Annotated in this window: 9 protein-coding genes and 1 pseudogene; 6 read left to right on the top strand and 4 right to left on the bottom strand. The window is 54.6% G+C overall.

The genetic code is table 11. From position 1 onward, the window contains the following. Positions 1–123: pseudogene (locus tag HYQ67_RS18265) on the top strand (IS110 family transposase); the annotation flags it as partial. 61 nt (positions 124–184) lie between these two features. Here HYQ67_RS18265 and glnG read toward each other — a convergent pair. From glnG to glnA, 3 genes are all read right to left on the bottom strand, one after another. Next, entirely contained in the window at positions 185–1,600 is a 1,416-nt protein-coding gene (gene glnG, locus HYQ67_RS18260) for a nitrogen regulation protein NR(I) (protein ID WP_202305868.1), read from the bottom strand. A gap of 7 nt (positions 1,601–1,607) precedes the next feature. Next, entirely contained in the window at positions 1,608–2,657 is a 1,050-nt protein-coding gene (gene glnL, locus HYQ67_RS18255; RefSeq protein ID WP_202305867.1) for a nitrogen regulation protein NR(II), read from the bottom strand. 141 nt (positions 2,658–2,798) lie between these two features. After that, a complete protein-coding gene (gene glnA, locus HYQ67_RS18250; protein WP_202305865.1) occupies positions 2,799–4,208 on the bottom strand; it encodes a glutamate--ammonia ligase in 1,410 nt (469 codons plus the stop codon). A gap of 376 nt (positions 4,209–4,584) precedes the next feature. Here glnA and typA point away from each other — a divergent pair, with 376 nt between their 5' ends. The 5 genes from typA to fabY all read left to right on the top strand — a co-directional run bounded on the left by typA (position 4,585) and on the right by fabY (position 9,448). Then, complete coding sequence (gene typA / locus HYQ67_RS18245) at positions 4,585–6,411, top strand: ribosome-dependent GTPase TypA (RefSeq protein WP_202305864.1); 1,827 nt, start codon at positions 4,585–4,587, stop codon at positions 6,409–6,411. Between the two features lie 150 nt (positions 6,412–6,561). Continuing rightward, positions 6,562–7,161 (top strand): glucose-1-phosphatase, encoded by a 600-nt coding sequence (gene yihX, locus HYQ67_RS18240; RefSeq protein ID WP_202305859.1) that lies wholly within the window; start codon positions 6,562–6,564, stop codon positions 7,159–7,161. Then, complete coding sequence (locus HYQ67_RS18235) at positions 7,155–8,027, top strand: virulence factor BrkB family protein (RefSeq protein ID WP_202305857.1); 873 nt, start codon at positions 7,155–7,157, stop codon at positions 8,025–8,027. Before yihX ends, HYQ67_RS18235 begins: the two co-directional genes overlap by 7 nt. Then, positions 8,024–8,461, top strand: coding sequence for a D-aminoacyl-tRNA deacylase (gene dtd / locus HYQ67_RS18230; protein ID WP_202305855.1), 438 nt, complete (start codon positions 8,024–8,026; stop codon positions 8,459–8,461). Before HYQ67_RS18235 ends, dtd begins: the two co-directional genes overlap by 4 nt. 45 nt (positions 8,462–8,506) lie before the next feature. Then, positions 8,507–9,448 (top strand): fatty acid biosynthesis protein FabY, encoded by a 942-nt coding sequence (gene fabY / locus HYQ67_RS18225; protein WP_202305853.1) that lies wholly within the window; start codon positions 8,507–8,509, stop codon positions 9,446–9,448. Here fabY and HYQ67_RS18220 read toward each other — a convergent pair. After that, on the bottom strand, positions 9,385–11,148 hold the full coding sequence (locus tag HYQ67_RS18220; RefSeq protein ID WP_202305850.1) for an AsmA family protein: 1,764 nt from the start codon (positions 11,146–11,148) through the stop codon (positions 9,385–9,387). The two genes, fabY and HYQ67_RS18220, sit on opposite strands and share 64 nt — an antisense overlap. Positions 11,149–11,237: the final 89 nt, after the last annotated feature.

The following is an 11,237-nucleotide window of genomic DNA, read 5'->3' as shown; positions in this document are numbered from 1 at the left end:
AAAGCGCCGAAGCTGATAATCGGTGCGATGATGCGCAAGCTGGCGCAGGTGGCATACGGCGTCCTGAAGTCAGGACGCCCGTTCGATGCCACGCTTCATACGGGAAATGCTTGCATGGCGTAACAGTATCTACGTTTAATTCAGCTGAGTAGGGTGGATAAGCGCAGCTTCATCCACCTTTTTGTTACTCCATTCCCAGCTCTTTTAGTTTACGAGTCAGCGTGTTGCGACCCCATCCCAGCAAACGAGCTGCTTCCTGCTTATGGCCCTGCGTATGGCGCAGCGCGGTGGTCAACAATGTGCGCTCCATTTCCGGCTGGGCTTCTGACAGTAGGTTTTGATGACCGGAACGCAGCGCGCGGTCGGCCCACTGCGCCAGCAGCGTTGCCCAGTTATCCGGCAGGCCGTGCGTGGTGCCGCTTTCCGTCACCGTCGTCGTTTCAAACAGCTCACCTGGCAGATCCTGAACCAGTACTTCCTGGCCTGCTGCCATGACGGTCAGCCAGCGGCAGGTGTTCTCCAGTTGGCGCACGTTGCCCGGCCAGGCCACTCGCGTAAGCGCATTCTCGGTGTCGGGGTGCAGCAGCTTTGCCTCAACGCCAAGCTCACGAGCCGCAACCTGCAGAAAGTGACGGGCCAGGCGAGGAATATCCTCACGACGCTCACGCAGCGGCGGCAGGTGGACACGAATCACATTTAGGCGGTGGAACAAATCCTCCCGGAATTTGCCCTCCTGCACACGTAGCTCAAGGTTCTGGTGGGTTGCGGCGATAATGCGCACATCCACTTTCACCGGCGCATAGCCACCAACGCGGTAAAACTGCCCATCCGCCAGAACGCGCAGCAAACGGGTCTGCACATCCAGCGGCATATCCCCGATCTCATCGAGGAACAGCGTACCGCCGTCAGCCTGCTCAAAACGCCCCTGACGAATCTGGTTAGCGCCGGTAAATGCGCCTTTTTCGTGGCCAAACAGCTCTGACTCAATTAAATCTTTCGGTATCGCCGCCATGTTCAGCGCGATGAAAGGAGATTTCACTCGTGGGCTATGGCGATGCAGTGCGTGAGCGACCAGCTCTTTACCCGTACCCGATTCGCCGTTGATCAACACGCTGATAGACGAGCGGGACAAGCGACCGATGATGCGGAACACGTCCTGCATCGCGGGCGCTTCGCCGATGATGTCCGTTGTCGGGCCGAAAACTTGCACATTCCGCGGTTGCTGCTGCTCCTGATAATGACTGATCGCACGTTCAACGAGCGCAACGGCTTCATCGATATCAAAAGGTTTAGGCAGGTAGTCAAAGGCCCCTTGCTGATAGGCGCTGACGGCCGCATCCAGATCCGAGTGCGCCGTCATTATGATGACCGGAAGCATCGGGTGGCGCTGTTTAATCTGTTTTAGTAGCGCCAACCCGTCCATGCCCGGCATGCGAATATCCGACAGCAGCACGTCCGGCGTTTTTGTCGCCAGCGCATTCAGAACTTCACTGCCACTTTCAAACGTTGTGCAGATTAAACCCGCTCCGGTCAGCGCGCGTTCCAGCACCCAACGGATGGAGCTATCGTCATCAACGATCCAGGCTATCCCTCGTTGCATAAAAACCTCACTGGCGAATAGGCAGGTAAACGGAAAATTCGGTATGACCTGGCCAACTGTTAAATTCTATTTTCCCGGAGTGCTGATCGATAAGGCTGCGGGCAATGGACAGGCCAAGGCCTGTACCACCTTCACGTCCGCTCACCATAGGGTAGAACAGCGTATCCTGGAGCGCGGCCGGAATACCCGGGCCGTTATCTTCTACGTCAATGCGAGCCGCCAGACGGTAGCGTGTGCCATGCAGCGTCAGCTGGAAGGCTGTGCGGGTGCGCAGGACGATTTCTCCGCCGTCGCGGCCAAGAGCCTGCAACGCATTGCGCACGATATTTAAAAGAACTTGTTCTATCTGGTCCGGATCGTGCGGGAACTCAGGCAAGCTTGGGTCGTAATCGCGTATGAGCGTGACGTTTTCCGGCAGCTCCATCGACACCAGCTTCATAATGCGCTCGGTGACTTTGTGGATGCTTTCGGTGACGTGCATGCCCGGCTGCTGGGGGCCTAACAACCTGTCCACCAGATTACGCAGACGATCTGCCTGCTCAATGATGACGTTGGTGTACTCCTTCAGCGATGGGTCCGGCAATGCTTTTGCCAGCAGCTGCGCTGCCCCGCGCAGTCCACCCAGCGGATTTTTGATTTCATGAGCAAGCCCGCGCACCAAATCACGTGCTGCTATCTGCTGGGCGTGCTGTAGCTGCTCCTGACTTAAGCGACGCTGGTTATCCATCGGCGCCATTTCCATCAGGATCAGCCCTTCCGGCAGGCGCTGCGCCGTCAGAGAAAGAATATGGGAGCGACCGTCAATCACCAGGGTCACTTCGTTATCGGTAAACCCCTGGCCGGCGATCAGGCTCTCCTGCATCAGGCCAATATTTAACGAGAAGTAGCTCAGCAGGTCCGGCAGCGGCGTGCCGTACAGCTTGCGCGAGCTTTGGGCCAGCAGCTGTTGTGCGGCAGGGTTCGCGTAATGAACCGCCAGCTCGTCATCCACCAGCAGGATGCTGTTGATTAAGGAATTCAGGATCTGCCCAGCATCGGGCAGCGTGCCAGTTGCCATACAGCAGTCTCCGGTTTATGCACTATAATGGTGCATTATAGTTGTCCGCTGGCAAAAATCCCTGTTTAACCAGTTATTTTGTGGAGAAAAAAGCCCATCCGAAGATGGGCTGAAAGTTTCCACGGCAACAAAAAAACTTAATCAGACGCTGTAGTACAGTTCAAACTCTACCGGGTGCGGTGTCATACGTACGCGGTCGTTTTCTTCGACACGCAGAGCGATGTAGGCATCGATAGCGTCGTCAGTGAACACGCCGCCCGCAGTCAGGAACTCGCGGTCTTCGTTCAGGCAGTTCAGTGCTTCTTCCAGAGAGCCTGCAACCTGTGGGATCTCTTTCGCTTCTTCTGGCGGCAGGTCATACAGGTTTTTGTCCATCGCTTCGCCCGGATGGATTTTGTTCTTGATACCGTCAAGGCCAGCCATCAGCAGCGCGGCGAAGCACAGGTATGGGTTAGCCGCCGGGTCCGGGAAGCGCACTTCGATACGGCGTGCTTTCGGAGACGCAACCACTGGGATACGGATAGAAGCAGAACGGTTACGGGCAGAGTAAGCCAGCATAACTGGAGCTTCGTAACCCGGGACCAGACGCTTGTAGGAGTTGGTGGTCGGGTTAGACAGGGCGTTGATCGCTTTAGCGTGCTTGATAACGCCGCCGATGTAGTACAGCGCTTGCTCAGACAGGCCCGCATATTTGTCGCCAGCGAACAGGTTTACGCCGTTCTTGGACAGGGACATGTGGCAGTGCATACCGGAGCCGTTATCGCCAAACATTGGTTTTGGCATGAAGGTCGCCGTTTTGCCGTAAGCGTGAGCAACGTTGTGCACAACGTATTTGTAGATCTGAATTTCATCAGCTTTTTTGGTCATGGTGTTGAAGCGGGTTGCCACTTCGTTCTGACCAGCCGTTGCCACTTCGTGGTGGTGAGCTTCAACAACCAGGCCCATCTGCTCCATGGTCAGACACATTGCAGAACGCAGGTCCTGTGCGGAGTCGACTGGTGGAACCGGGAAGTAACCGCCTTTCACTGCAGGACGGTGGCCTTTGTTGCCGCCTTCGTATTTGGTGCCGGTGTTCCATGCGCCTTCGATATCATCGATAGCAACGTGGGAGCCGGAGATGGAGCTGCCGAAACGGATGTCGTCGAACAGGAAGAACTCTGGTTCTGGCCCGAACAGGACGGTATCAGCCAGGCCGGTAGAACGCAGGTAATCTTCAGCGCGTTTCGCGATGGAGCGCGGGTCACGGTCGTAACCCTGCAGCGTGCCTGGCTCAAGAATGTCACAACGAATGATCAGGGTAGAATCGGCGAAGAACGGGTCGATGACCGCGGTAGACGCGTCTGGCATCAGCACCATGTCGGATTCGTTGATACCTTTCCAGCCGCCAATCGAGGAGCCGTCAAACATTTTGCCTTCTTCGAAGAATTCAGCATTTACCTGGTGAGCAGGGATAGTAACGTGCTGTTCTTTACCTTTGGTGTCAGTGAAGCGCAGATCGACAAACTTCACTTCATGCTCATTCAGCATCGTCAAAACGTGTTCAGCGGACATACTTAACTCTCCCGGATTGGTCATTGTCGTCGTGGTAACGAGGTCTGATAATTTTATTAAAAGTGGCTTTTCGCCCTGAAAGTTATAAAGCGAAATCTGTGCCAACTTTCAAATCACCCCAAAAAGGCGTTATCATGCGCACTATAGTGCAAAAGGGCTGCACCATGATGGATAACTTGCACCAATATAGTGCTCCAGTGTGAAAAATGGGCACCATATTGGTGCAATTTACGTTTTGGCTCCCTTTTTAGCTCCGTGAAAGCGATCACAAACCCTTACTTTCAACATTGTTTGCAAAGGTTCTTTGTGATCCTGTTCTGTCCTTCGATTAATACGTGTACAATAACGCGCTATTTCTAATGCCTGAGGCAAAGTTGTGATCGAAAATCTGCGTAACATCGCCATCATCGCGCACGTTGACCATGGTAAAACTACCCTGGTTGATAAGCTGCTGCAGCAATCTGGTACTTTCAGTAACGAACGTGCTGAAGCCACCGAACGCGTGATGGACTCCAACGATTTGGAGAAAGAGCGTGGGATTACCATCCTCGCTAAAAACACCGCTATCAAATGGAATGACTACCGTATCAACATCGTTGATACCCCTGGGCACGCCGACTTCGGTGGTGAAGTTGAACGTGTAATGTCCATGGTAGACTCCGTTCTGCTGGTCGTTGACGCAATGGATGGCCCAATGCCGCAGACGCGCTTCGTGACCAAAAAGGCCTTTGCCCATGGTCTGAAGCCAATCGTGGTTATCAACAAAGTTGACCGTCCTGGCGCGCGTCCTGACTGGGTTGTGGATCAGGTCTTCGACCTGTTCGTGAACCTCGACGCAAGCGACGAGCAGCTCGACTTCCCAATCATCTATGCATCTGCACTGATGGGTATCGCGGGTAACGATCACACTGATATGGCGGAAGACATGACCCCGCTGTACCAGGCGATTGTTGACCACGTTAAAGCACCAAGCGTTGACCTTGATGGTCCGTTCCAGATGCAAATCTCCCAGCTCGACTACAACAACTACGTTGGTGTTATCGGCATCGGTCGCATCAAGCGCGGTAAAGTGAAGCCTAACCAGCAGATCACTATCATCGACAGCGAAGGCAAAACTCGTAACGGTAAAGTCGGCAAAGTTCTGACTCACCTCGGTCTGGAGCGTATTGAATCCACCGAAGCCGAAGCGGGCGATATCATCGCTATCACCGGTCTGGGCGAACTGAACATCTCCGACACCCTTTGCGACACGCAAAATGTTGAAGCGCTGCCAGCGCTGTCCGTAGATGAACCAACCGTGACCATGTTCTTCAACGTCAACACCTCTCCGTTCTGTGGTAAAGAAGGTAAGTACGTGACCTCCCGTCAGATCCTTGACCGCCTGAACAAAGAGCTGGTGCACAACGTTGCGCTGCGCGTTGAAGAAACCGAAGATGCGGACGCGTTCCGTGTCTCCGGCCGTGGTGAGCTGCACCTGTCCGTACTGATCGAAAACATGCGTCGTGAAGGCTTCGAACTGGCTGTGTCCCGTCCGAAAGTTATCAACCGTATGATCGATGGCCGCATGCAGGAGCCGTTCGAAAACGTCACGCTGGATATCGAAGAACAGCACCAGGGTTCTGTGATGCAGGCGATGGGCGAGCGTAAGGGCGATGTCAAAGACATGATCCCTGACGGCAAAGGTCGTATCCGTCTGGATTACCTGATCCCGGCACGTGGCCTGATCGGCTTCCGTACCGAGTTCATGACCATGACTTCCGGTACTGGTCTGCTGTATTCCACCTTCAGCCATTACGACGACGTGAAGGCTGGCGAAATCGGCCAGCGTCAGAACGGCGTACTGATCTCCAACGGTCAGGGTAAAGCTGTTGCGTTTGCGCTGTTCAGCCTGCAGGACCGCGGTAAGCTGTTCCTGGGCCACGGTGCAGAAGTTTACGAAGGCCAGATCATCGGTATTCACAGTCGTTCTAACGACCTGACCGTGAACTGCCTGACCGGTAAGAAACTGACCAACATGCGTGCGTCCGGTACTGACGAAGCGACTACCCTGGTTCCGGCACAGAAAATGTCCCTGGAGCAGGCGCTGGAGTTCATCGATGACGACGAACTGGTAGAAGTTACTCCTACCTCCGTCCGTATTCGTAAGCGTCACCTGACTGAAAACGACCGCAAACGCGCGGGTCGTGGCGGCAAAGAAGCGTAAGTTTCTTTTCTGTAAGCATCAGAGCCCTGTCTGCAAAGACGGGGCTTTTTTTGTTCATACCTCCCAGATCCCTAAACAGGTCATACGCACCCATAGTCAAAGCCTCCCTTTACCGCTACAGTTATTTGTCCATGCGCAAAGGAGAGGCTTATGCTGTATATCTTTGATTTAGGTAACGTCATTGTTGATATCGACTTCAACCGCGTCATGGGGGTGTGGAGCGATCTCAGCCGGGTTCCGCTGGCGAATTTACAAAGCAACTTTGTGATGGGGGAGGCTTTCCACCGCCATGAGCGTGGGCAAATGACGGATGAAGAATTTGCCGCCGCCGTTTGCGATGAGATGGGAATGGCGCTGAGCTTCGACCAGTTTGCCGCCGGCTGGCAGGCGGTATTTGTCGCCCTGCGCCCGGAGGTCATTGCCGTAATGAAGCAGCTTCGTGAGAAAGGGCATCGCGTAGTGGTCCTGTCCAATACCAACCGTTTACACACGAACTTCTGGCCGGGGGAATACCCGGAAATTGCCGAGGCGGCGGATAAAATCTATCTCTCACAGGAGATGGGAACGCGCAAGCCGGAGCCAGAAATCTACCTTAAACTCCTTCAGGAAGAAGGGACACCTGCGGAACAGGCGATCTTTTTTGACGATAACGCCGATAATATAAATGGGGCTCAACAGATGGGTATCACCAGCATTCTGGTGACCGGCAAAGAGACGATCCCCGATTATTTCGCGAAGAATCCATGCTAAAAGATGCTCGTCGCACTACCGCTACACGCCTCAGGCCATGCGTTGCCTGGGGCAAACTGCTCTGGCAGCGAATAGACCAGGACAACATGACGACGCTCGCTGGCAATCTTGCCTACGTGTCGCTGCTGTCGCTGGTGCCGTTTATCGCCGTCGTGTTTGCGCTGTTTGCCGCATTTCCGATGTTCTCAGACGTCAGCGTTCAGCTGCGGCACTTTATCTTTTCGAACTTTATTCCTTCGACCGGCGACATTATTCAGCGCTATATCGAGCAGTTCGTCGCTAACTCCAGCAAGATGACGGCAGTGGGGGCGTGTGGGCTGATCGTAACAGCCTTATTGCTGATGTATGCCGTGGACAGCGCCCTTAACACCATCTGGCGCAGCAAAAAGACCCGGCCAAAAATTTACTCTTTTGCCGTGTACTGGATGATCCTCACGCTTGGGCCACTGCTTGCCGGGGCGAGCCTGGCTATCAGCTCCTATCTGCTTTCCATGTACTGGATAACGGGCTTTAACAGCATGATTGACCAGGTGTTGCGTATCTTCCCGCTGCTGCTCTCCTGGCTATCGTTCTGGATGCTTTACAGCATCGTGCCCATCGCGCGCGTACCGGTAAAAGACGCCATGATTGGCTCTTTGGTCGCCGCGCTGCTCTTCGAATTAGGTAAGAAGGGCTTTGCGCTCTATATCACCATGTTCCCTTCCTACCAGCTGATTTACGGCGTGCTGGCGGTGATCCCGATTTTGTTTGTCTGGGTCTACTGGACGTGGTGTATCGTGTTGCTCGGGGCGGAGATTACTGTCACCCTCGGGGAGTACCGTAAACTTCGCATTGAAGCGCAGCAGGAAGATTTGGAAGAACCATGATTGCATTGATTCAGCGGGTCACCCACGCCAGCGTCACCGTAGAGGGTGAAGTAACGGGTGAAATTGGTCCAGGACTTTTGGTGCTATTAGGTGTCGAAAAAGAAGACAGCGAACAAAAAGCCAACCGGCTGTGTGAACGGGTTTTAGGTTACCGAATTTTCAGCGATGAAAACGGCAAGATGAACCTTAACGTCCAGCAAGCCGGGGGCAGCGTGCTGGTGGTTTCCCAGTTTACGCTCGCGGCAGATACAGAACGCGGCATGCGCCCGAGCTTTTCCGGCGGTGCCGCACCCGAGCAGGCTGAAGAGTTGTACGAGTATTTCGTCGAGCGGTGCCGAAGCCAGGGCATCATTGCCGAAACGGGGCGCTTCGCTGCTGATATGCAGGTCGCGCTAACCAACGACGGTCCGGTGACATTCTGGCTGCAGGTTTGATTTCACAGCTTTTTACGGTTCCGCGCAACAAGAGAGAGTACATGTATGTATCACCTTCGCGTACCTGAAACCGAAGAAGAACTTGAGCGCTACTACCAGTTCCGCTGGGAAATGTTGCGTAAACCTCTCCATCAGCCGAAAGGCTCAGAGCGCGATGCCTGGGATGCGATGGCCCATCACCAGATGGTCGTGGATGAAGAGGGAAATACGGTCGCCATTGGCCGTCTGTATATTAACGCTGATAACGAAGCCGCCATTCGCTTTATGGCCGTTCATCCTTCCGTGCAGGACAAAGGCCTGGGCACGCTGATGGCGATGACCCTGGAATCCGTCGCGCGTCAGGAGGGGGTGAAGCGAGTCGTTTGTAGCGCCCGGGAAGACGCAGTGGAGTTTTTCGCCAAACTTGGCTTTGAGAATCGTGGGGAGATAACCACCCCACAATCCACGCCCGTCCGTCACTTCCTGATGATTAAACCGGTGGCATCATTAGATGACATCCTGCACCGCGGCGACTGGTGTGGACAGTTGCAGCAGGCCTGGTATGAGCATATCCCGCTCAGTGAGAAAATGGGGGTGCGCATTCAGCAATACACCGGCCAGAAATTCATTACCACCATGCCGGAGGCAGGGAATCAAAACCCTCATCAGACGCTGTTTGCGGGAAGTCTGTTCTCGCTCGCTACTCTGACGGGCTGGGGGTTAATCTGGCTGATGCTCCGTGAGCGCCATCTGGGCGGGACGATTATTCTGGCGGATGCGCATATTCGCTACAGCAGTCCCATCACCGGCAGGCCCGGTGCCATTGCGGATCTGGGATCGCTGAGCGGCGATCTGGACCGCCTGGCACGTGGCCGTAAAGCTCGTGTGGCGTTACAAGTTGAGCTTTACGGCGACGACAGCATGGGGGCCGTTTTCGAAGGTGTTTATCTGGTACTGCCGGCTAAACCGTTCGGGCCGCTGGAAGAGGGGGGTAACGAAGAAGAGTAGCTGTCGGGAGCCGCTGCCGGCTCCGATGGCACCATCCCGTTCTGCATTTTCTGCTCAATCTGCTTACCGTCCGCACTGGTGGCTTGCAAAGTGCCGTTAACTGAGGGTTTCAGCGGCGTTTTTGCGGTCAGGTTGCCCGTCACCGACAACTGCAGATTACCGTCGCCATTCAGAGGTACCGCAGGCCAGCCCCATTGTTGCAGCGTATTCACCGGTACAGAGCGGCCGCGAAGGTTGATTGCGGCATTGCGAAGCGGTGCTTGTGAAACGGCACCTGTTGCTTCCAGCATCCCTTTTCCGGCAAATGCGCTGAGTTCGGATATCGTGATTTGATTCGTGTTGGCGACCAGCGAAATAGAAGGACGGCGCACATCTACCCGGTTGAACGTTGCTGCGGCAGCATTCAACGTAAGGTTTCCATCCCACATTCCCCACTGTCTGTCGCGCACAACGGTTAAATTATTCCCAATGCCGTCCAGCGAGGTGAGCTGGAACGGGAAATCGGGATTGATGTCGATAATCAAATTGCGGTTTGCCGAGAGCTTTTTGACCGTCACGCTGTTCAGCCACTCAGGAAGCGGTTCCTGCCAGAGCACCTGCCAGTCTGCAGGCAGCGTATATTCCAGCCCTGATAATGCCACCTCATCTAATTCAAGCTTTCTGTCGCCACGCAGCCACTGGCCGGTTGCGCGCACGATCCCTCGTTCCCACCTTGAGGTGAACTGACGTAGCACGGCGGCTTGCGGGGTAAAATCAATGTTCGCAATAGGATCGTTGAGCTGCACTGATCCATTGATAAAGCTGTTGGCGTTCATCGACAGCCTGCCGTCATCAGTCTGCCACCCACCGTTGGCGAGCGTCAGGTTACGCAGGCTCATATCTAAATCGGTGACCGCCCAGTTTTTTCCCTCAAGGCGTGCGTCCGTGACCTCCAGGCTGTCTATTTTCAGCGAGGGGACGGTAGTGACAGGGGCGAGGAAATCGGCGAGAGATTTTTCCGTCTGCATGCGGATGTCGTTAAGGCGAAGGCTGCCAATTTGCCATGAACCATCCGGATTGCGGCTGGCATTACCGGTTAACGAGCCGCGAGCCATATCGGCACCCACGTTGGAAAGCGTCACTCGATCGTTATTAATCGCGCCCTGTAAAAGAACGTTGCTTGCCGGAACGCCATTAAGCGTCATTGACCCTGCGCTGAACTGAATATCGGCAGTTTTGCCGAGCACTTTCCCTGCTTCCGGCTGCCACGGTGAAATACCGCCGTTTACGCGCTGGGCGCGTAAATCCCATTCAGAACCGGGGCTGTTCAGCGCCATATCGCTCAGCTGTAGCTGATCTGCCCTGAACGGCAGGGGGGCTGCTGTCGGGCTAAGATTCAGAGTGCCGTTTTTCAGCAAAATAGTATCGACGTGCAGTGGCTCTGAAAGCTGACGAGTGCTGAGACCGATATCAACATTTTGCGCGACAAGCGTTGCAGGTTGGCCTTTTCGCCCGAAAGTGACTTTATTGAGCGTAACGTGCGTGGGGGAAGCCCAACGGTTATCCATATTTTCAAACGAAAACTGGTAGTCAGTATTTTCGTTCACCCAGCTGCTTAGCTGGGTCGCCCCCCAGCGGGTCTGTAATAAAAGCCAGGCGGCAATAAGCAGCACCAGAGCGGCAACAAGGAGAACTACGATTAGCTTTCCGAGAAATTTCATTGTCTTCCATCCCATGAAGTTTCGGTAACGGGTGTTATGCCCCATTTACCGTTATAGCTCAAGGATGAGATTGTCAGGGCAGGTTTCAC

The organism is Dryocola clanedunensis subsp. sulfonylureivorans, assembly GCF_016756775.1.
Lineage (GTDB): Bacteria > Pseudomonadota > Gammaproteobacteria > Enterobacterales > Enterobacteriaceae > Dryocola > Dryocola clanedunensis.
Note: the sequence above shows the minus strand (reverse complement) of the source record. Positions and strands in the feature narration are given on the sequence as shown.

Bases quoted from the DNA above. Each gene is read 5' to 3' on its own strand.
- yihX (WP_202305859.1), top strand. From the start codon at position 6,562: ATGCTGTATATCTTTGATTTAGGTAACGTCATTGTTGATATCGACTTC.
- dtd (WP_202305855.1), top strand. From the start codon at position 8,024: ATGATTGCATTGATTCAGCGGGTCACCCACGCCAGCGTCACCGTAGAG.
- HYQ67_RS18220 (WP_202305850.1), bottom strand. From the start codon at position 11,148: ATGAAATTTCTCGGAAAGCTAATCGTAGTTCTCCTTGTTGCCGCTCTG.
- HYQ67_RS18235 (WP_202305857.1), top strand. From the start codon at position 7,155: ATGCTAAAAGATGCTCGTCGCACTACCGCTACACGCCTCAGGCCATGC.
- fabY (WP_202305853.1), top strand. From the start codon at position 8,507: ATGTATCACCTTCGCGTACCTGAAACCGAAGAAGAACTTGAGCGCTAC.
- glnA (WP_202305865.1), bottom strand. From the start codon at position 4,208: ATGTCCGCTGAACACGTTTTGACGATGCTGAATGAGCATGAAGTGAAG.
- glnL (WP_202305867.1), bottom strand. From the start codon at position 2,657: ATGGCAACTGGCACGCTGCCCGATGCTGGGCAGATCCTGAATTCCTTA.
- glnG (WP_202305868.1), bottom strand. From the start codon at position 1,600: ATGCAACGAGGGATAGCCTGGATCGTTGATGACGATAGCTCCATCCGT.